The 20,213-nt window shown below is 59.3% G+C and carries 15 protein-coding genes; 8 read left to right on the plus strand and 7 right to left on the minus strand.

Features of this window, described 5'->3' with window-relative positions:
• Positions 1–386: 386 nt before the first annotated feature.
• The 6 genes from lon to cmoB all read left to right on the plus strand — a co-directional run bounded on the left by lon (position 387) and on the right by cmoB (position 6,450).
• Complete coding sequence (gene lon, locus GTU76_RS29365) at positions 387–2,804, plus strand: endopeptidase La (RefSeq protein WP_219342304.1); 2,418 nt, start codon at positions 387–389, stop codon at positions 2,802–2,804.
• A 183-nt stretch (positions 2,805–2,987) separates the two neighbouring features.
• Positions 2,988–3,377 (plus strand): hypothetical protein, encoded by a 390-nt coding sequence (locus tag GTU76_RS29370; protein ID WP_180700222.1) that lies wholly within the window; start codon positions 2,988–2,990, stop codon positions 3,375–3,377.
• Between the two features lie 174 nt (positions 3,378–3,551).
• The gene (locus tag GTU76_RS29375; RefSeq protein ID WP_175553282.1) at positions 3,552–3,944 is read left to right on the plus strand and encodes a protease inhibitor I42 family protein; all 393 of its coding nucleotides are present in this window, start codon (positions 3,552–3,554) and stop codon (positions 3,942–3,944) included.
• Between the two features lie 2 nt (positions 3,945–3,946).
• Positions 3,947–4,591 (plus strand): lysoplasmalogenase family protein, encoded by a 645-nt coding sequence (locus GTU76_RS29380; protein ID WP_180700223.1) that lies wholly within the window; start codon positions 3,947–3,949, stop codon positions 4,589–4,591.
• Positions 4,592–4,717: 126 nt separating this feature from the next.
• A complete protein-coding gene (cmoA, locus tag GTU76_RS29385) occupies positions 4,718–5,497 on the plus strand; it encodes a carboxy-S-adenosyl-L-methionine synthase CmoA (protein ID WP_180700232.1) in 780 nt (259 codons plus the stop codon).
• A complete protein-coding gene (gene cmoB, locus GTU76_RS29390; RefSeq protein ID WP_180700224.1) occupies positions 5,494–6,450 on the plus strand; it encodes a tRNA 5-methoxyuridine(34)/uridine 5-oxyacetic acid(34) synthase CmoB in 957 nt (318 codons plus the stop codon). Before cmoA ends, cmoB begins: the two co-directional genes overlap by 4 nt.
• Positions 6,451–6,718: 268 nt before the next feature.
• On the opposite strand, the gene tadA is transcribed toward cmoB, so the two are convergent.
• The 7 genes from tadA to treP form a co-directional block, all read right to left on the minus strand.
• Positions 6,719–7,219: a tRNA adenosine(34) deaminase TadA gene (gene tadA / locus GTU76_RS29395; RefSeq protein WP_180700225.1), complete on the minus strand. Its 501-nt coding sequence runs from the start codon at positions 7,217–7,219 to the stop codon at positions 6,719–6,721.
• Positions 7,219–8,595, minus strand: coding sequence for a multicopper oxidase family protein (locus GTU76_RS29400; protein WP_016984349.1), 1,377 nt, complete (start codon positions 8,593–8,595; stop codon positions 7,219–7,221). The genes tadA and GTU76_RS29400 overlap by 1 nt, the downstream gene beginning before the upstream one ends.
• A 117-nt stretch (positions 8,596–8,712) precedes the next feature.
• Positions 8,713–9,003, minus strand: coding sequence for a PTS sugar transporter subunit IIB (locus GTU76_RS29405; RefSeq protein WP_180700226.1), 291 nt, complete (start codon positions 9,001–9,003; stop codon positions 8,713–8,715).
• A 2-nt stretch (positions 9,004–9,005) separates the two neighbouring features.
• The gene (ptsP, locus tag GTU76_RS29410) at positions 9,006–11,543 is read right to left on the minus strand and encodes a phosphoenolpyruvate--protein phosphotransferase (RefSeq protein WP_016984351.1); all 2,538 of its coding nucleotides are present in this window, start codon (positions 11,541–11,543) and stop codon (positions 9,006–9,008) included.
• A gap of 62 nt (positions 11,544–11,605) precedes the next feature.
• Positions 11,606–12,829: a maltoporin gene (locus tag GTU76_RS29415; protein ID WP_180700227.1), complete on the minus strand. Its 1,224-nt coding sequence runs from the start codon at positions 12,827–12,829 to the stop codon at positions 11,606–11,608.
• A 108-nt stretch (positions 12,830–12,937) separates the two neighbouring features.
• The gene (treC, locus tag GTU76_RS29420; protein ID WP_016984353.1) at positions 12,938–14,587 is read right to left on the minus strand and encodes an alpha,alpha-phosphotrehalase; all 1,650 of its coding nucleotides are present in this window, start codon (positions 14,585–14,587) and stop codon (positions 12,938–12,940) included.
• 43 nt (positions 14,588–14,630) lie between these two features.
• Positions 14,631–16,073 carry a PTS system trehalose-specific EIIBC component gene (gene treP, locus GTU76_RS29425; RefSeq protein ID WP_016984354.1) on the minus strand — a complete coding sequence of 481 codons (1,443 nt, stop codon included), beginning with the start codon at positions 16,071–16,073 and terminating at the stop codon, positions 14,631–14,633.
• 234 nt (positions 16,074–16,307) lie between these two features.
• Here treP and treR point away from each other — a divergent pair, with 234 nt between their 5' ends.
• Both treR and GTU76_RS29435 read left to right on the plus strand, forming a co-directional pair.
• Positions 16,308–17,012, plus strand: a complete 705-nt coding sequence (gene treR, locus GTU76_RS29430) for a trehalose operon repressor (protein WP_102900326.1) — start codon at positions 16,308–16,310, stop codon at positions 17,010–17,012.
• 182 nt (positions 17,013–17,194) lie between these two features.
• A complete protein-coding gene (locus GTU76_RS29435) occupies positions 17,195–20,206 on the plus strand; it encodes a membrane-targeted effector domain-containing toxin (RefSeq protein ID WP_343057677.1) in 3,012 nt (1,003 codons plus the stop codon).
• Positions 20,207–20,213: the final 7 nt, after the last annotated feature.

Below are 20,213 nucleotides of genomic sequence, written 5' to 3' on the forward strand. Positions count from 1 at the left end.
GTGGGAGCGCAGCGACCGTTTGGCGCAGCCAAACACAGCGAGAGGAGGTGCAGCGAAGCAAACCGTAGGCGCTGCGCCCGGATCGATCCCGCAGCGAAGGAACCCCGAGCCTCAGCGAGCGGGCCGCACGTAGGAGCAAGCCTTTTTGGGTACTTTTTCGGCGTCTGGAAAAAGTGCCTCGCCGTAAGGGCGAAACCGCCAGCCGCAGCACCCGAAGCAACGGATATACCCCCAAAACCCCAAGAACCTGGTCAGCCCAAAGGCCGCCAAGTCAAAAGCGTGAACCCTGTCAAAACCCTGAACACACAAGCAGAAACACCGCCCCCCATTGAAACCACCCAAACCCTGCCCCATCTAAGACCCATACCCCATTGCGCAGGTGCCCCATGAGCGACCAGCAAGAATTCCCGGAAAACCCCGACGACTACACCGAAGCCGAACACATCGAACACACCTCCTCCGGTAAAGGCCTCGCCCTGCCAGGCCAGAACCTGCCGGACAAGGTCTACATCATCCCGATCCACAACCGCCCGTTCTTCCCGGCCCAAGTCCTGCCAGTCATCGTCAACGAAGAACCGTGGGCCGAAACCCTCGAACTGGTCAGCAAATCCGAACACCACTCCCTGGCCCTGTTCTTCATGGACACGCCACAGGAAGACCCGCGCCACTTCGACACCGGCGCCCTGCCGCAGTACGGCACCCTGGTCAAAGTCCACCACGCCAGCCGCGAAAACGGCAAACTGCAATTCGTCGCCCAAGGCCTGAGCCGCGTACGCATCAAAACCTGGCTCAAACACCACCGCCCACCGTATCTGGTCGAAGTCGAATACCCGCACCAGCCCACCGAGCCGACCGACGAGGTCAAGGCTTACGGCATGGCGCTGATCAACGCGATCAAAGAACTGCTGCCGCTCAACCCGCTGTACAGCGAAGAACTGAAAAACTACCTCAACCGCTTCAGCCCCAACGACCCGTCGCCGCTGACCGACTTCGCCGCCGCGCTGACCTCGGCCACCGGCCCCGAACTGCAAGAAGTGCTCGACTGCGTGCCGATGCTCAAGCGCATGGAAAAAGTCCTGCCGATGCTGCGCAAGGAAGTTGAAGTCGCGCGCCTGCAAAAAGAAATCTCTGCGGAAGTTAACCGCAAGATCGGCGAGCATCAGCGCGAATTCTTCCTCAAGGAACAACTCAAGGTCATCCAGCAGGAACTCGGCCTGACCAAGGACGACCGCAGCGCCGACCTCGAACAGTTCGAACAACGCCTCGAAGGCAAAGTCCTGCCGGCGCAGGTGCAGAAACGCCTCGAAGAGGAAATGAACAAGCTGTCGATCCTCGAAACCGGCTCGCCGGAGTACGCGGTCACCCGCAATTACCTCGACTGGGCGACCTCGGTGCCGTGGGGCATGTACGGCGAGGACAAACTCGACCTCAAGCACGCACGCAAAATCCTCGACAAACACCACGCCGGCCTCGACGACATCAAGGACCGCATCCTCGAATTCCTCGCCGTCGGTGCCTATAAAGGTGAGATCAGCGGCTCCATCGTGCTGCTGGTCGGCCCGCCGGGCGTGGGTAAAACCAGCGTCGGCAAATCCATCGCCGAATCCCTCGGCCGGCCGTTCTACCGCTTCAGCCTCGGCGGCATGCGTGATGAGGCCGAGATCAAGGGCCACCGCCGCACCTACATCGGCGCGCAGCCGGGCAAACTGGTGCAGGCGTTGAAAGACGTCGAAGTGATGAACCCGGTGATCATGCTCGACGAGATCGACAAGATGGGCCAGAGCTACCAGGGCGACCCGGCCTCGGCACTGCTGGAAACCCTCGACCCGGAACAGAATGTCGAATTCCTCGACCACTACCTCGACCTGCGCATGGACCTGTCGAAAGTCCTGTTCGTCTGCACCGCCAACACCCTCGACTCGATTCCGGGTCCGTTGCTCGACCGCATGGAAGTGATTCGCCTGTCCGGCTACATCACCGAAGAAAAAGTCGCCATCGCCAAGCGTCACTTGTGGCCGAAACTGCTGGAAAAGGCTGGCGTGTCCAAGGGCAGCCTGAGCATCAGCGACACCGCGCTCAAAGCCTTGATCGACGGTTACGCCCGTGAAGCCGGGGTGCGCCAGCTCGAGAAACAAATGGGCAAACTGGTGCGCAAAGCAGTGATGAAGCTCATTGATGACCCGAAAGCGGTGATCAAGCTCGGGCCGAAAGACCTCGAAGCGTCACTGGGTCATCCGGTGTTCCGTAACGAACAAGTGCTGTCCGGTACGGGCGTGATTACCGGTCTGGCCTGGACCAGCATGGGCGGCGCGACTCTGCCGATCGAAGCGACGCGGATTCACACGCTAAACCGTGGCTTCAAACTCACCGGGCAACTCGGCGATGTGATGAAGGAATCGGCGGAGATCGCTTACAGCTACGTCAGCTCGCACCTGAAACAATTCGGCGGCGATGCGAAGTTCTTCGACGAAGCCTTCGTCCACCTGCACGTCCCGGAAGGTGCAACACCGAAGGACGGCCCGAGCGCCGGCGTGACCATGGCCAGCGCCCTGCTCTCCCTCGCGCGCAATCAAGCACCGAAAAAAGGCGTGGCGATGACCGGCGAACTGACGTTGACCGGGCATGTGCTGCCGATTGGCGGGGTGCGTGAGAAGGTGATTGCGGCGCGCCGGCAGAAGATTTTCGAGTTGATTTTGCCGGAGCCGAACCGGGGTAACTTCGAGGAGTTGCCGGATTATCTGAAAGAAGGGATTACCGTGCATTTCGCCAAGCGTTTTGCGGATGTGGCGAAGGTGTTGTTCTGATTGGCTGAATGTGAAGGGAACAAGCATGGCCAGCGCTCTTGGCTGGCCATTTTTTTTCAAGAGCTTAGTCTTCGCAGATTTTCATAACCAATCAATCTAATAAACCTGTCAACTCTGACAGTTATCACTGTGAATAATCGAGTTCACCATTGAGGCTTATCACCTCATTGGAACTCTCGAAAGATGACCGCTAAATCTGCCGTAACAAACACCATCACTGGAAGCTTTAAAGCCAAGATTGAAAAGCAGCCTGATTTCGCAGCCACTCGTTTTACGGTATTCAAGGACGTAGAGCATTTTCATTTTTACGGGACAGAAGGCGATCCCCATCCGCTGAAAAACTATCGAGGGATTTACATAATTGTAAAAAAAGACGTGAGCGGTTTTAAACTCGCCCAATTTGGCTATCTCGACAAGGGTGAAGACTACGAATTCTATGAGGCAGACGATGGGACATTTACATTTGATTTCGATGAGAGCAAAAGATGCTACAAAATGTCATTCCATGTTATCGCCCAATACGTAATAGAAAAGGTCGACATTCTCGGCAGCTTCGACCTTGAGGTGAGTTAATTTCCATAACCTTGTGGGCCTGCACTTTGCCAAGCGTGTAATGCCTGATATACCACTATCGCTGGCACGCCAGCGATGGCGTCCGGACTGACGATGCAATCCCCGACCGTCACACTTTGTCTCATCTTCAGTTATGCTCGCCGTTCGTCGTGAACCCCCGGAGCCGCTGACCCTATGTCCCCCACTCGCCTGTTTCTCCCCCTCGCCCTTGCCTTGCTGGCCGCTTGCGCCACACAGCCGAAACACAATGTGACCGTGGAAAAACAAAGCGAATGCCCGGTGCGGCTCACCAACGGACAAAACCTCATCATCATGCTGCCAAGCAATCCGACCACGGGTTATCGCTGGGCCATTCAGGATTCCGCCGGTGGCGTGCTGCGCGCACTCAGCCCCGAGGTCTACAGCAATCCGGAAGACGCTGGCGTGGTCGGTGCAGCGGGTCTGTCGACCTGGCGCTTCCAGGCCTTCGCCCCCGGCACTGGGCGCCTGCGCCTGACTTCGCAACAACCGTGGGCACCGGAAGTGCTGCCAGTGGAAACCTTTGACTGCGCCATTTCGGTGAATTGATCGTGGGCTGGCTGATTCTGGCGCTGATGGGCGCGGTGACGTTTCTCTACGGCGTCAGCACCCATGCGGCGTTGCTGTGTCTGTTGGTCAAACCGTTACCCGTGCTGGCGCTGCTCGGCTGGCTCCACGATGCGCCGCCCAGCGACTATCGGCGCTGGATCAGCCTCGGGCTGATTTTCTCGCTGCTCGGTGATGTGTTGCTCGCTTGGCCGGGGAATTTGTTTGTATTCGGCCTTGGCGCGTTTCTAGTCGCGCATCTGGCGTATCTGAAGGCTTATCTGAGCGACTGCAAGCGTCTAGCGATTTTGCCGCTGATGCTTGCCCTCGGAGTGGGCGCGGTGCTGCTGGGTCTTCTGATTTCCAGCAGTCTTGGGCCATTGCTGGTGCCGGTGATTGTTTATGGCACGGCGATCAGCGCGATGCTCTGGCGCGCGCTGGCCCGTTTGGGCACCAATGTGCCGAAACGCTCGGCGTTGCTGGCGGCGGGCGGTGCGCTGGCGTTTGTGTTCTCGGACAGCGTGATCGGCATTGATCGCTTCGTCTCGCCATTCCACGCCGCGCCATACGTCATCATCCTCAGCTACTGGCTGGGCCAGTGGGGCATTGCGGCCTCCGCGTTCTCCCAAAGCAAACGCGCTAGCCTTTAAAAGATCGCAGCCTGCGGCAGCTCCTACAGAAAACCGCATTCCCATGTAGGAGCTGCCGCAGGCTGCGATCTTTTGATTTGCCGCTTTATCAGACAACCCAAGCATCCCCGCGCCCTTTTGGCTAAAATGCCGGCCTTTTCCACCGACACCGCCGGAACCGCCGTGAGCAAAGAACCCGATCGCATTTTCGCCAAGCCCTTGGCCCAGGTACCTGACTTCGCCTTCAACGAAGACGTGGTGCGGGTGTTCCCGGACATGATCAAGCGCTCGGTGCCGGGTTACCCGACCATCGTCGAAAACCTCGGCGTGCTCGCCGCGCAGTTCGCTCAACCGAACAGCGTGCTCTACGACCTCGGCTCATCCCTGGGCGCGGTGACTCAAGCGTTGCGCCGCCATGTGCGCACCGACGGTTGCCGGGTGATCGCTGTGGATAACTCTGCTGCGATGGTCGAGCGCTGCCGCGAATACCTCAACGGTCAGGACTCGATGTTCCAGGAGTTGCTGCCGGTGGAAGTGATCGAAGGCGACATTCTCGCCCTGGATTTCCAGCCTGCTTCGGTGGTGGCGCTGAACTTCACCCTGCAATTCATCGCCCCGGATCAGCGTACGGCGTTGCTCTCGCGCATCCGCCAAGCGCTGCTGCCGGGCGGCGCGCTGATTCTGTCGGAAAAGCTGCGCTTCAACGATGCCGAAGAACACGCGCTGCTCACCGATCTGCACGTCGCCTTCAAACGCGCCAACGGCTACAGCGAACTGGAAATTGCCCAGAAGCGCAGCGCCATCGAAAACGTCATGAAGCCCGACAGCCTCGAAGAACACCGCGAACGCCTGCTGTCCGCCGGGTTCTCGAAAGTCGTGCCGTGGTTCCAGTGTCTTAACTTTGCCTCGTTGATTGCCTTGCCATGATTGATCTGTCCCCCCTCGCCCGCCGTCTGGCCGGCACACCGCTGGCCGAATGGGCCAACACCCTGCAGGCGCAACTCGACAAGAAAATGGAGAAAGGTCACGGCGATCTGGAGCGCTGGCAAAGTGCGCTGGATGCCCTGCCGAAAATCCAGCCGAGCGAAGTCGACCTGCTCAACGGTTTGAAACTCGACACCGATTGTGACGATGAAACCCGCGCGCAGATGCGTACTGCGCTGATGGGCCTGTCGCCATGGCGCAAAGGCCCGTTCGATCTGTTTGGCGTGCACGTCGACACAGAATGGCGCTCGGACTGGAAATGGTCGCGCGTTGCTCCGCATCTGGACCTGAAAGGCAAACGCATCCTCGATGTCGGTTGCGGCAACGGTTATTACATGTGGCGCATGCTCGGTGCCGGTGCTGACAGCGTGATCGGTGTCGATCCGAACTGGTTGTTTTTCTGCCAGTTCCAGGCGGTGCAACGTTATCTGTCAGAACCGAATGCCTGGCACCTGCCGTTCCCGTTCGAAGACCTGCCGCCGAATCTGGAAGGGTTCGATACGGTGTTCTCCATGGGCGTGTTCTACCACCGTCGCTCGCCGATCGAGCATCTGCTGGCGCTGAAGGATTGCCTGGTCAAGGGCGGCGAACTGGTGCTGGAAACGCTGGTGGTCGAAGGCGACAAGCATCAGGTACTGGTGCCGGAAGATCGCTACGCGCAGATGCGTAACGTGTGGTTCCTGCCGTCGGTGCCGGCGCTGGAGTTGTGGCTGCGTCGTGCCGGGTTCACCGATATTCGTTGCGTGGATGTGAGCACAACAACGGTTGAAGAACAGCGCGGTACCGAGTGGATGAAGTATCAGTCGCTGAGTGATTTCCTTGATCCGGAAGATCACAGCAAAACCATCGAAGGGTTGCCGGCGCCGATGCGCGCGGTGATTGTCGCTCGTAAATAATCCAATCGCCCAAACACCGCGGTGAGCCCACCCCTCACCCCAGCCCTCTCCCCAAGGAGAGGGAGCCGATCTTGGGGCTTTTGAAGATCTGGGCTCAACTCGATATCCTGGTCGCCATATTTCTGCCAATCACCTCGGTCAGTCCCCTGTACCTCTGGAAGAGGGAGCCGATCTTTGGGCTTTTCAAAACTTGAGTTCGACTCGGAATCTCAGGTCGGCGGACCTCGCCCATCCAGCTCGGTCAGTCCCCTCTCCCTCGGGGAGAGGGTTAGGGTGAGGGGCTTTTCGCTCTTCGGGCGCGGAAGAACTCGGTCAACACCGCGCCACACTCCTCCGCCAACACCCCACCCTCATACAACACCCGGTGATTCAAAAAGCCCTGGGTAAAAAACTGCCCCTGACTCTGCACAATCCCCGCCTTCGGCTCCAATGCGCCATACACCACCCGCGCCACCCGTGAATGCACGATGAGCCCCGCGCACATGCTGCACGGTTCCAGCGTCACATACAGCGTGCTGCCCGGCAGGCGATAGTTATCCACGGCTTGCGCGGCCGCACGAATCGCGACCATTTCCGCATGGGCACTCGGGTCGCGGGTGCTGATCGGGCAGTTGAAGCCGCGCCCGATGATCTCACCGTCCTGTACCAGCACCGCGCCGACCGGCACTTCACCCAGTGCTGCGCCTTGTGCGGCGAGGGTCAGGGCTTCGCGCATGAAATCGCGGTCACGGCTGCGGTCGATGATCGCCGCAGGGCGAATCTGGCGCATCACTTCACCTCGATGGCGGCCATCAGGCCGGTTTCCATGTGATCGATCACGTGGCAGTGGAACATCCACACACCCGGATTATCGGCCACCAACGCCACTTGCGCGCGCTCGTTCTTGCCCAGCAGATAGGTGTCGGTGAAGTACGGAATGATCTTGTGCCGGTTTGAGGCGATCACCTTGAAGCTCATGCCGTGCAGATGGATCGGGTGCTGATATTGGGTCATGTTCTTCAATTCGAAGATGTAGCTCTGCCCCAGTTTCAGACTGGCAATCGGCCGGTCGGCACAGGTCTTGTCGGTGATATCCCAGGCTTTGCCGTTGATCTGCCACAGACTCGGCGGTTTGCCGTTTTCGACGTTGACCGACACTGAGCCGACCCATTCGAAATTGAAGTTGAGTTTCTCGGCATTGGCCAGGTCCGGCTCAGCCACCGGGTTGGCCGGCAACGCTTTTGGCCAGTCGGTCGGCGCATCAGAATTGGCCACCGAACGTAGCGTGCCAAGACGCACCGGGCCATTGCGCAGCGACAATTCTTCGCCCGCCGCCGGCGCCTTGATCGCCAGGCAAATGCGCATGCCCGGGCCGAGCCAGTATTCCTTGCCCAGTGGGCGCGGCTCGACCGGGTTGCCGTCCAGCGCGTAGATCTGCGCTTCGACGCCAGGGATGTTGATGCGATACGTCAGGGTGTTATCGAGGTTAAGCAGACGCACGCGGGTAATCTGCCCGGCCGGCAAGTCGATCACAGGGGTCGGCACGCCGTTGATGGTCGACAAACGCCCTGCCGTGCCGCCACGTGCGGCTTCACGCGGGATGCTGAACTCGACGAAATTGCCTTCGTCATCGATGTGCCAGTTTTTCAGGCTCAGGGTCTTTTCGTACTTGAAGCCGGTCGGCTCGCGCTCTTCGATGATCAGCGGCCCGACCAGCCCGCGCCCCAGTTCTTCGCTGCTGCTGACGTGCGGGTGATACCAATAGCTACCGGCATCCGGCACGCGGAACTTGTAATCGAAGTACTCGCCCGGCAACACCGGCAGCTGCGACACGTACGGCACGCCGTCCATTTCCAGCGGCAGACGAATGCCGTGCCAGTGAATCGTGGTCGCCACCGGCAGATGGTTGATGAAGCGCACCCGCAGCCATTCACCCTGACGAACACGCAGCTCGGTGCCCGGCGCCGATGGACCGAACGCCCAGGCCTCGGTCTTGTGCCCCGGGACCAGTTCAACGTCCAGTGGCGCTGCGATCAGCTCGTAATCATGGCCCGCGTCAGCATCAGCCATTTTGCCCAGCCAGTAACGCGACGCGCCCCCCGCTCCAACGCCAACGACAACAAGACCGGCCAGGCCACCGAGGATTTGGCGACGGGTAAAGGACATGAACTCAACTACCTCACGTATCAGCGACGGACCCTGAAGGTCCGTAAAAGGCGAATACGATACACCTGCGGTTGAGAAACAGTAAGGGCGACCTGAGGCCGCACTTATCCTTCGGGTTCAGGGCCGCAGGCCGGTAATCAAGTGCACCACGCCACGCTCTTGCAGCATGACACCCGCGACACCGGCATCGCTCAGCGCCTGGCGATCCATACGCGTCAAATCGCGCAACGCCACCCGCACCCGAGTCAACGCCACCGGTTGCTGCGACTTGAGGTTATCCGCGCCACCGAGTGCCGCGATCATCGCTGTGCTCAATCCGCCGTCAGGCTCGGCCTGCACTTTCGGTACGTCGGCCACGAGATCCGGAGTCAGGGCTTTCCAGAACGCCTTCTGCAATTTATCGAACATGTTCAGTTCTCCAGAACCGGTAAAGTATCGGCTGCCGCCTCGTGATACAGGTGCAGCGCCTCACGCACTTGTTCAGCACTCTCGAGCCCCAGCAGCTGTTCGGCTATGGCCTTGCAGTCGAGCAGATTCACCTCGCGCACCGCCGCTTTGATCGCGGGAATCTGCGGCACGCTCACGGACAATTCATCCACGCCAAGCCCCAGCAGTAGCGGCACCGCGAGCCGCTCGGAGGCCATCGCACCACACACGCCCACCCATTTGCCATGGGCGTGCGCGGCGTTGACGGTCATGGCAATCAGGCGCAGTACCGAGGGATGAAAGCTGTCCGCCTGACTGGCCAGACGCGGATGATCGCGATCCATCGCCAGGGTGTATTGCGTCAGATCGTTGGTGCCGATCGAAAAAAAATCCACATGCGGCGCAAACCGGTCAGCCATCAATGCCGCCGCCGGGACTTCGATCATGATACCCAGCTTCGGCAGTTGGCCAAGATTCAGCGCCTGGGCTTGCTCCTCCAGTATCTGCCGGGCCTGACGCAATTCCGCAAGCTGGGTAACCATCGGCAGCATGATGTGCAGACGCGTCAGGCCGACACTGCCGAGGATCGCCCGAAACTGCTCGCGCAACAGGTCCGGTCGCGCCAGACACAGTCGGATCCCGCGCAGTCCGAGGAACGGATTGGTTTCACTGTCCATCGGCACGTACGCCAGCGGCTTGTCGCCGCCGACATCCAGCGTGCGCACCACCAGATTATGCGCGGGGCCTACCGCCCGGGCGATGGCGTTATAGGTCGACACTTGTTCATCGCGCGTGGGTGCATGATTGCGATCCAGATACAGAAACTCCGAACGCAAAAGCCCCACGCCTGCACCGCCCAAGGTCATCGCCTGCTCGGTTTCGCTCAGCGATGCGACGTTGGCTGTCACTTCGACGTGATGCCCGTCGCGGGTACGGGCGGCCAGCGCCGCCTGCGCGTGTTCATGCTGATGGCGCAGACGTTGTCGCTCATGCCGGGCCTGCCATTGACTGATGGCCACGGCCCCCGGATTCAACTGCAACTCGCCTTTGTCGGCATCGAGTAATACCTGGGCGCCATTGGCTAACGCGAGCATTTGCGCAGGCATCCCGCAGATCGCTGGCAGACCCCACGCTCGGGCCAGAATGGCCACATGACTGGTCGCCCCACCGCCCACCGTGGCGAACCCCAACACCTTGTCGGTATCGAGTCCGGCGGTTTGCGAAGGCGTCAGTTGATCGGCGATCAGGATTGTCCCGGCCGGCAGCGCCAGCGCCTGCTCGCTGACCCCGAGGATCAGTTTCAGGACCCGCGAGCCGACATCAGCCAGATCCGCCGCCCTTTCCGCCAGCAACGGACTACCGAGTTGCTGGAAAAGTACCGCTGTCGACTCGGTGGCTGCGCGCCAGGCAAACGCCGCACTTTTGCCCTCGGCGATCATCACCTGAGCCTGATCGAGCAGGCCTGGATCGGCGAGGAGTTCCTGGTGCGCTTTGAAGATTTCCGCCTGAGCATCGCTGCCGGCAATGTCGCGCAGATGCTGCAAGGCCATATCGGCCTCGATCAGCGCGTTTGCCAGCGTTTCGCGCTCGATATGCGAACCGACGCCGAACGTATTCACCTCGAGCGTCGGTTCGCTGATCTGCATCACTTGCCCCAACGCCGAACCGGGTGAAGCACAGACCCCGCGTAACACCGTCAGGGTTTCTGGCTCGGCGGGCTCGACTGTCGCCGCCGTCGTCGAAGCGGTCACCGCTTCGCCGCAGCCCTCGGCCAGCAGTCGGGCCAGCGTGTTGACCGCGACTTCCGCGTCTTCGCCCTGCGCACTTACCTGCACGCTGTCCCCCCAAGCCGTCTGCAACGCCATGATCGCTACCAATGACTTGGCGTTGGCTTCAGCCTGCTGTCTGTGCAAATAAATCCGCGCAGAAAAAGCCTTCGCCGCCTGCGCCAGAACGGCCGCCGGACGCGCGTGCAGACCATTGGGGTTGGGCAGTCTCAGCAACGGCGAAAACAGCCTTTCACCTTCGGCCCCCACCGACGCTTCGCTGGTCACCTCTGGATTGGCAAGGCTCAACAGCGGCTGGCCGATTTCGACCAGACCGGTGGGCGCGGCCAGCCAGGTGAATGGCTCACCGCTGACCACCAACATCAGGGTCATCAGACTGCGGGCGTGCAGCGCGATGTAATCGGCGTCGAACTCGATCAGCGCCTGCCCGGCTTCAACCCGCTGACCTTCCTCGACCCGTCGGCTAAACCCCTGCCCCGCCAGATTCACCGTATCCAGACCGATGTGCATCAATACCTGAACGCCATTGTCATCGGTGATGCTCACCGCATGCCCGCTGGCCTGCACGGTGCTGACCACCCCGGCCAGCGGCGCGCACAGCGTTGCCGAAGTCGGGTCGATGCACAGGCCGTCGCCGATCACTCGGCTGGAGAACACTTGATCCGGCACTTGATCAAGCGGTATCAGCACGCCGGACAAAGGTGCCAGCAATTGCAATTGTTGGGGTGTGGCCATGGACGTCACCTGCAGTTTGTTCTCTGAAGTGCCCGTGGAGCGCAACGCCCCACCAGCATTGCTTATTTCCACCAGTATTCGACCTGCAATCCGACGTTCGCACCGTGGCGAGCGGTGCCGAAGGCACCGGTGTCGGACAGCGCCGAGCCCTTGGCCAGTTCATTGGCCGCCCGCTTCGCGGCCTCGTTCCAGGTGGCGTAGGTGTAATACAGACGCACCTCGGGCCGGGCCCAGAATTCCGGCCCCTTGGGGGACCAGGTTGGGGCCACGGTGAACTTGCTCAGCTTGCGCGTGCCGCCCGCTGCTTCGACTTGATCGTGGCCCAGCTCGGTCACCAGTTTGAATTGTTCGGTGAGCGCATAAGTCGGCCGCACACCCAGGGATATCCAGTTCTGATCGGCACCGTCCGCACGAATGTCTTTCTGGTAGACCGCCTCGAACTGCCCGCCAAAGTTGTGTGTCACCTGCCAATCGAAAAACTCGACGATCCGGTAACTCTTGTTGCTGTCGTCCAGCCTGACGTTGCCGGTGTAGCCCAACCCGGTGCCGGGCCCTTCCCCGTATTGCAGGGCGAGTTTGTTCTTGCCGCCGAAAAAGTCCTTCTGCACATGCTGGGTGGTGACAGCCCAGCCCCGGTGTGCATCGCGACTGTCGGGTTTGGCGATGAAGCTCAAGCCGAACTCAAGCGCTCCGCCCGGATTGCTATCGAACCCGGCCACGTTGAAGTCGTGCCGGTTGATGTAGTCCTTCTGGTACAGGTTGTCCTTGCGTGAGAAGGCGTAGCTGTATTTCAGATCGCCGATCAGTACGTCTTCGACGCCGCCGCCCGTGGCGCTCTGGTTCCAGTAATAGAAGTCGGAAATGTGGATGTCATTACGTTTGTAGTAGCGACGCCCGGCCCACAGTGAACCACCGTTGAGCGCAGGCAGGTTCGACCACTGTGTGTACAGCTGTGGCAGGCGCACCGAGCCGTTGTCTTCGTTGAACGTCAGGCTGCGGTTGTAGCGGTTGTACAACGAGGCCATGCCGTCGACGCTGAACACCGAGCCGTCGTCGAAGGTGTACAGATCCTGACGCAACTCCAGTTCGCCGTACTGCTCGCATTCATTACCCAGACGGTATTTGGTTGGCGCCCCCGGCAACTGAAAACACGATTGGCCGCCGCCCTTGAGCGAGTTGCCGAGGCCACTGCGCAGGTAACCGCCGAACTCCAGAGCGGGTGACGACTGTGGAAACGCGAGGCATATACCTGCGATTGCAAGGCTGCGATTTATTGTTGTTTTCATTAAGCCATCCCATTGTTTTTATTGTGTGCTTGCATGAATTCAGCGGGCAAAACTCCCCCGCGCAGGGCTCTGCGTGTTTTTTGGAAACGTTGGTGTTGCCGTCAGGGATCAGGAATCGATCAGATGCAGGACGAATGATTCGTAAGGTCGCAACGTTATCTGTCGACGGCGCAACGGGCCGTCCGGGTAATTGCTGATCAACTGGCGCTGGCTCATCGACTCGCTGATGACCGTCGATGGCAATTGCACTTCACAGGTTGTCCCGTAGAAGTTGTTCACCACCAACAAACGCTCGGCGTCACCTTCACGCACATAAGCCCAGACTTGCGGATGCTCCAGCAGCAATTGCCGGTATTGCCCCTCGGTGATCAAAGACTCGCGGCGACGCAGCGCGATCAGATGACGGTAGTGATGCAGCACCGAGTCCGGGTCGTCGAGCTGATTGGCGACGTTGATCTGCGCGGCATTGGCGGGTACTCCGATCCACGGTTCGCCACTGCTGAAACCGGCGTTTGGCCCGGTGTTCCAGTGCATCGGTGTGCGACCGTTATCGCGGGACTTCTGCATGATCGCCGCCATGTTGTCGGCATCGCTGCTGCCGGCTTCGCGCTTGAGCCGAAAGATATTCAGCGTCTCGACATCGCGATAATGCTCGATCGACTCGAACCCCGGATTGGTCATGCCCAACTCTTCGCCCTGATACACGAACGGCGTGCCCTGTAAAAAGTGCAGCGCGGTGCCAAGCATCTTTGCCGAGAGTTCGCGGTACTCGCCGTCATTGCCGAAGCGCGAGACCACTCGCGGTTGATCGTGGTTACACCAGAACAACGCGTTCCAGCCGCCGCCAGCCTGCATGCCGGTCTGCCAGTCGGACAGAATGCGCTTGAGCTGGAGGAAGTCGAAATCGGCACGTACCCATTTCTGCAGGTTCGGATAATCGACTTTCAGATGATGAAAGTTGAAGGTCATCGACAGTTCTTTCGACTGCGGATTGGAGTACCGGATGCAGTGTTCGAGGCGGGTGGATGACATCTCGCCGACGTTGATCAGGTCATGCCCTTCGAAGACTTCGCGATGCATCTGTTGCAGGTATTCGTGAACGTTTGGCCCGTCGGTGTAAAAGCGTCGGCCGTCGCTGTGATCTTCGGGGAAGTCGGCAGGCTTGGAGATCAGGTTGATCACGTCCAGACGAAAGCCGCCCACGCCCTTGTCACGCCAGAAGCGCATCATTTTGAACACTTCTGCGCGCACCTTGGGATTGTCCCAATTGAGGTCCGCCTGGGTGTGGTCGAACAGATGCAGGAAGTATTGGCCGGTCTGGGCTTCGTACTCCCATGCGGAACCACCGAACTTGGATTCCCAGTTATTCGGCTGATCACGCCAGATATAGAAGTCGCGATAAGGATTGTCGAGGCTGCTGCGCGCCTGCTGGAACCATTCGTGCTCGATCGAGGTGTGATTGACCACGATGTCGAGCATCAACTTGATGCCGCGTTTGCCGGCTTCGGCAATCAGCAACTCGCAGTCGGCCATGCTGCCGTAACTCGGGTCGATCGCGTAGTAATCGCTGATATCGTAGCCGTTGTCACGTTGCGGCGAACGCAGGAATGGCGTGATCCACAAACAGTCGACACCCAGCCAGTGCAGGTAGTCGAGTTTGGCGACAATGCCGAGCAGATCGCCGGTCGGATTGCCGGCGTGGCTGTGGAAACTCTTCGGGTAGATCTGGTAGATCACTGAACGTTGCCAGTCTTGCATGGCACATTTTCCTCTTGAATTTACGAGTCCTGCCGGTTCGATTTCAGGCAACCCGGTAACCAGGCCGGACAATCTTCATGCTCAGCGCACAGGTCAGAACGAACGGCACAACCATGGCAATCAGCATCCCGATCACAAACATCGGGATGAACTGCGGCATGATCGAGATGAAACCAGGCAGGCCGCCGACGCCGATGGCCGACGCCTGAATCTTGTTCAGCGAAAGGAAAATGCAACCCAAAGCGGAGCCGGCCAGTGCGGCGTAGAACGGAAACTTGTAGCGCAGATTGACGCCGAACATCGCGGGTTCGGTAATACCGAAGTAGGCAGAAATAGCCGAGGTCGACGCCATGCTCTTGTCCCGTGCACTGCGGGTCATCCAGAACACCGCCAGGGCGGCACTGCCTTGAGCGAGGTTGGACATGACGATCATTGGCCAGATGAAGGTGCCACCTTGGGTCGAGATCAATTGCAGGTCGACCGCGAGAAACATGTGGTGCATGCCGGTGATGACCAGCGGCGCATACAGCAGACCGAAAATCGCTCCCCCGACCATCGGCGCCAGGTCAAACAGCATGACCAGGCCCTCGGTGATGAAAATGCCGATGTGACGGGTCAACGGGCCGATCACCGCCAGCGCCAGCACGCCGGTGACGACGATGGTGGTGATCGGTACCACCAGTAATTGAATGGCGTTGGGTACGCGCGCGCGCAACCATTTTTCGATGACGCTCATGACGTAAGCGGCCAGCAATATCGGCAGGATCTGACCCTGGTAACCGACTTTCTCGACTTCAAACAAACCGAGAATGTCGAAGTACGGCATTTGCTGACCATCGAGCCCGGCAACGGCCTTGCCGTAGTTCCAGGCGTTGAGCAGGTCCGGGTGAACCAGCATCAGGCCCAGCACGATGCCGAGGATTTCACTGCCGCCAAAGCGCTTGGCCGCCGACCAGCCCACCAGCGCCGGCAGAAAGACAAAGGAGGTGTTGGCCATCAGATTGATCAGGCTCCAGAGCCCGTCGAGTTTCGGGTAGGCGTCCAGCAGCGTCTGCCCTTCGATGAACATGCCCTTGGCACCGAGCAGATTGTTGATGCCCATCAGCAGGCCGGCAATGATCAGCGCAGGGAGGATCGGCATGAACACATCGGAAAACACCCGCACCAGACGCTGCATGGCGTTGATCTTTTCGGCGCTTTTCTGTTTGACGTCAGCGATGGTCGAGGCGGCGAGACCGGTTTGACGGCGCAGTTCGGCGTAGACTTTCTCCACCTCGCCCGGCCCGATCACCACCTGGTACAAACCACCGGTGAAGAACGAGCCTTTGACCAGATCGATCTGATTGAGCGTGGCGCTGTCGACCAGGCCCGGATTCTTCAACGCCAGGCGCAAACGCGTGACGCAGTGCGCGGCCTGTTCGAGGTTTTCGCTACCGCCAAGGCTTTGCAACAGCTCTCTGGCGATATTCGGATAGTCGTGGCTCATGCTAGTTCTTCCGCTGTGGATTGTTGTTATTGGCAGCATGCCGAAGCGAAAAGTACTCGTCTGTACGAGTTAATGCAACAACTCGTACAGACGAGTTTGTTTTTGTATGTTTTTGCCGGATCAACCGGGATATTTCCTACTTCACCTTCAGGCGATTCCAATCCCTGAATGGACAAAGCCCTACCCTGCCCTTAAGGTTCGAAGCTTTGAGTTCAGCCGGCAGCGAGCACCTCCATGAGTAAATACAACCAGATCTATAGCGATCTGCTGGCCAGCATTACCACCGAACGCCTGGAACGCGGCGCGCGACTGCCCTCCGAAACCGAACTGATGGACAGCTATCAGGCCAGCCGCGGCACCGTCCGCAAGGCGATCGAGCTGCTGCAGGAACGCGGTTTCGCGCAGAAGGTGCATGGCAAAGGTACGTTCGTCCTGTCGACCAACCCGATCGAGTTTCAACTCGGTGGCATTGTCAGTTTTCAGGAAACCTATCCGCGGCTGGGGAACGACGTCAGCACCGACGTCGTCGAGCTGACTCAGTTCGCGCTCGAAGGCAGTCTGCTCGAGCACATCAAGGCCGAGCCCGGCAGCCTGATAACCCGGGTCAAACGTGTACGGCGGATTGACGGCAAACGGGTCATCCTCGACATCAATCATTTTGTCACCGAGGTTATTCCCGGCCTGTCGCTCGATATCGCCGAGCAATCGATCTACGCCTATATCGAACAGACCCTGCAGCTGCAGATCGCTTACGCCCAGCGCACCATCGAAGCGCAGCCACGCAGCAAGGACGACCAGTTGCATCTGGATCTCGATGGCCAGAGCCACGTGATCGTGGTCAGCAACCAGACGTTCCTGCAGGACGGCCGGCAATTCGAATACACCGAGTCACGGCACACCCTGGACAAGTTCTACTTCTCCGACGTGGCCCGGCGCTGACCCCCGCACATTTCGAACGGCAATGTGCGGTACATAGGTAGTGCACTCCCCTTGAGCGATTGAGCCATGCTCGGCGTTCATTTCTCAAGGATGGAGAAAGCATGACATCGCCCGAACAGCGCCCTCTGCCGAATGCAGCAGACAAAGCCTCTCTCAAAGCCATGGCTGCGACAGTCGTTCAAATGTGCCCAGGCCTTCACGACGAGGCGCATCAAGTCGCCCGCGAGTTGCTGGAGCGTAAGCACCTGAAGGGGATCGATCCGGACCGGGTCTATTTCCATCGATTCAAATCTGCGCAAAGCAGCACCCGCTCGTTTACCGGCTGGGAGCACATCCGCGAAAAGCCCTACGAATCGATAACCCTCACACAACTGGTGATTCATCGCTTTCGGGCCACCGATCAGGACAACGCTGACCTGCTGGATCTCTATGCCGGTTTCTATACCGACGGCCCCGACACCGAAGATTTCGATCACCGCAATGAATGTCGCCTGCACGGCAACGAGGTACTCGACGCCTTCTGGGACATCGACTTCAGTACGCGGTACCACAACCAGCTGACGGCCTTCTGGAACACCCACGGCAATGATTTTCGCACGCTGGCCAAATGCAACTTTCTCAGCCGTGCGGTGCAGGCACTTGAACTCAAGCAACTGAACGACAGTGATTTCCAGTGCATCGTCGGCGCGCTGATCGGGCCTGTCACCTGGCCGGTGACCCTGGCAATGATGCAATCGAGCCACACCGTGGACGGTGACGTGCGCGCTTTCGATATCAGTGGACATGTCGCCACCAATCTCCTGCGCGTCGTCGCTCCCACTGGCCGGCAGATCATCTATATGCCCGGTGAAGAGTTGGCATTCGTCGTCAGGCAAACGCCGGCGGACATGCACTGGTGGGTGCTCGAACAGATGAATCAAGATACTCGGCGGCAGCATTTCTTCAGTCACTTTCCACTCGCCGAACGTCAGCAAATGACCGAGAACATCACCGATCTGATGAACCGGCTGGTGAGCACCTGGGGCCACGCCGATCATCATCTGATCAATCAGCACAACCTGGCGATCAGTGGTGATGCGTTCAGTGGATTACGTGACACCACCCGCAACGCAATGTTCGCCGAAGCCAGCCTGTCGCTGACGTCCAACGGCGATCTGCGTAAAAAACTGTGGATCGGCTATTTGAGCGCCGGCCTCAAGGTGTTCGGCCCGATGGCCGCTGTCGGCTGGCCTGTTGCGCTGCCGGTGATTGGCGCCGGCATTGCCAGCATGGGCTTGAACATCGATCAGGCGGTCAACGGCAAAACCGCCAGCGAACGCAAGGCCGGGGTGCTTGGCGCCGTGGCGAGCGGGATTGAAACGCTGTTCAATCTCCCGTTCCTCAAAGGCACCGGTGCAATGCTCGAGACAGGCGTACAGGTCGAAGCGGCCGAGGCAACGGAAATGGCGGAGCTGATCGACTCAGCGTCGGTCGTGGAACCGGAGCCGTCTGTCGATACGCAGCAAATCATGGTTCCGGATACCACCGACGCCTTCGTCTCTGAACCTGATCCCCCCAGACTGATTCCGGCAGCCAGCGCGCCACCGCCACAAGTTCCGCACAAATACCTGTGCAATGAACTGCTCGACGGTTGGCAAGCGGAAAGCGAACCTGGACAGTTCGAAGGTATTTTTCGACTTGATGCTGATCCTCCCTACGCCGTCCTGCTGGATGAAAATCCTTACTACGTCAAATATTTCACCGACTCGCGTGGGGGTGGCTATTGGGCAATCGTTGACCCAGAGCGACCCAATCAGCTTGTTCATTCATTACCGATTCGCCTGAATGCCGAAGGTCTGTGGGAGCGTATGCGATCGCTGGGCCTTTCGGGCGGCGGCCAGTGCATGGGCAAGGCGTGTGCCCCGGATATCGCGCTCGACACCTTTGCCCCCCCAGCGCCCGAAGTGGCTGTCGCACCGGAGTTCGAATCAGTCGCGACAGTCGTTCGCCCGATCCGCATCGTGCCCTCTGCCTACGATATCGAGCCGACGGTGCGCCGTTCGATAAAAGGCTGGGCGCTGAACCTGAACGAAACCCATGCCCAGCTGCTGCCCGATGCCTCCGGCGCGTTCAGCATGGCCGACCCCTTTGAGCTATACGCGGTGAGCAAGCGCAAACTGTTGCAGACCGCCGCCAGAAAATTCTTCAGCAATCTTCCATGGATTACCTCGCCTGCGCGACCGCCAACGCCAGAAATCACGGCACCGCTGGACATTCCCGGCCTGTTGGATCGCATCTTTGAATCAGCCTCGGGGCTGGTGGTGGGCGAAACCCTGGATCGCATCGCCAGCATGCGCTTCATGATTGAAAACATGCCTGCTCTGGCCAGGCACGCAAAAACCCTCTACATGCGCGGAATCCTCAGTGACTTCGCTCAAGTGGAATTGAATCGCTACTTCACCTCCGGAACCCTGTCGACGGACCTGCAAACCTACCTGACCGGCCTGGGCACAGATCCGGCGGGGCGCTTCAATGCATTGGAACTGGTCAAGGTTGCCAGGCAAAACGGTGTTCGTATCCAGGGGATTGACTGCGCCGCGAGCTACAAGATGAAGTCCCCGCTATCGCCCTATGACGAGCAGATGATCGGTACTTATCTGGCGAGCGACATCATGACGGGAGACACCTACCTCAACAGCCCCCAGAAATGGATCGTGCTGATCAGTGCGCAAAACACCAATACGCTCAGAGGCCTTGCCGGTATCAGCGAAATAAAGGGTGGGATCGGGTTGCGCATCGAGGAAGTCGGGATGGAAGCGATCATGGACATCGAGGCTGATCCGGGTATCGAAGTGCGTCGTGGATCATTTCCAAACGGCTCGGCATCACAAGGCAATAACGATGTGCTGCGCGCTGACCTGCGTCTCCGCGTACCGGCCGAACCGGTGAACTGGACTGAGGAGACGTTAGAGAATCTGTTGCACAGGCGTGGCATGTTCATGCTCAGAAAAATCGCCGACACCTACACCGTGGTGCACCGCAGCAAACAAGGCATGCTGGTGCGAACGCGCGTGAGTCAACTGGCGGATGGAAGCGTTTCGTTGCACCGCCCGTCATGGCCGCAAGTGAACGATGTCCCGTTCGCCAGCATCGAGCAAATGTCTAACCGATTGGTCGAAATGGGCCTGACATTACAAAGCCGTCTTCCGGACTGACAGCGTG

Origin of the sequence: Pseudomonas crudilactis (assembly GCF_013433315.1) — a bacterium.
In the GTDB taxonomy this organism is placed as follows: domain Bacteria; phylum Pseudomonadota; class Gammaproteobacteria; order Pseudomonadales; family Pseudomonadaceae; genus Aquipseudomonas; species Aquipseudomonas crudilactis.

What these genes read in the sequence shown, in the direction of transcription:
- treC (WP_016984353.1), bottom strand. Translation starts at nt 14,587, where the DNA reads ATGCAAGACTGGCAACGTTCAGTGATCTACCAGATCTACCCGAAGAGT.
- GTU76_RS29415 (WP_180700227.1), bottom strand. Translation starts at nt 12,829, where the DNA reads ATGAAAACAACAATAAATCGCAGCCTTGCAATCGCAGGTATATGCCTC.
- GTU76_RS29435 (WP_343057677.1), top strand. Translation starts at nt 17,195, where the DNA reads ATGTGCCCAGGCCTTCACGACGAGGCGCATCAAGTCGCCCGCGAGTTG.
- GTU76_RS29400 (WP_016984349.1), bottom strand. Translation starts at nt 8,595, where the DNA reads ATGTCCTTTACCCGTCGCCAAATCCTCGGTGGCCTGGCCGGTCTTGTT.
- GTU76_RS29370 (WP_180700222.1), top strand. Translation starts at nt 2,988, where the DNA reads ATGACCGCTAAATCTGCCGTAACAAACACCATCACTGGAAGCTTTAAA.
- treR (WP_102900326.1), top strand. Translation starts at nt 16,308, where the DNA reads ATGAGTAAATACAACCAGATCTATAGCGATCTGCTGGCCAGCATTACC.
- ptsP (WP_016984351.1), bottom strand. Translation starts at nt 11,543, where the DNA reads ATGGCCACACCCCAACAATTGCAATTGCTGGCACCTTTGTCCGGCGTG.
- GTU76_RS29405 (WP_180700226.1), bottom strand. Translation starts at nt 9,003, where the DNA reads ATGTTCGATAAATTGCAGAAGGCGTTCTGGAAAGCCCTGACTCCGGAT.
- cmoB (WP_180700224.1), top strand. Translation starts at nt 5,494, where the DNA reads ATGATTGATCTGTCCCCCCTCGCCCGCCGTCTGGCCGGCACACCGCTG.
- GTU76_RS29375 (WP_175553282.1), top strand. Translation starts at nt 3,552, where the DNA reads ATGTCCCCCACTCGCCTGTTTCTCCCCCTCGCCCTTGCCTTGCTGGCC.
- treP (WP_016984354.1), bottom strand. Translation starts at nt 16,073, where the DNA reads ATGAGCCACGACTATCCGAATATCGCCAGAGAGCTGTTGCAAAGCCTT.
- tadA (WP_180700225.1), bottom strand. Translation starts at nt 7,219, where the DNA reads ATGCGCCAGATTCGCCCTGCGGCGATCATCGACCGCAGCCGTGACCGC.
- cmoA (WP_180700232.1), top strand. Translation starts at nt 4,718, where the DNA reads ATGCCGGCCTTTTCCACCGACACCGCCGGAACCGCCGTGAGCAAAGAA.
- lon (WP_219342304.1), top strand. Translation starts at nt 387, where the DNA reads ATGAGCGACCAGCAAGAATTCCCGGAAAACCCCGACGACTACACCGAA.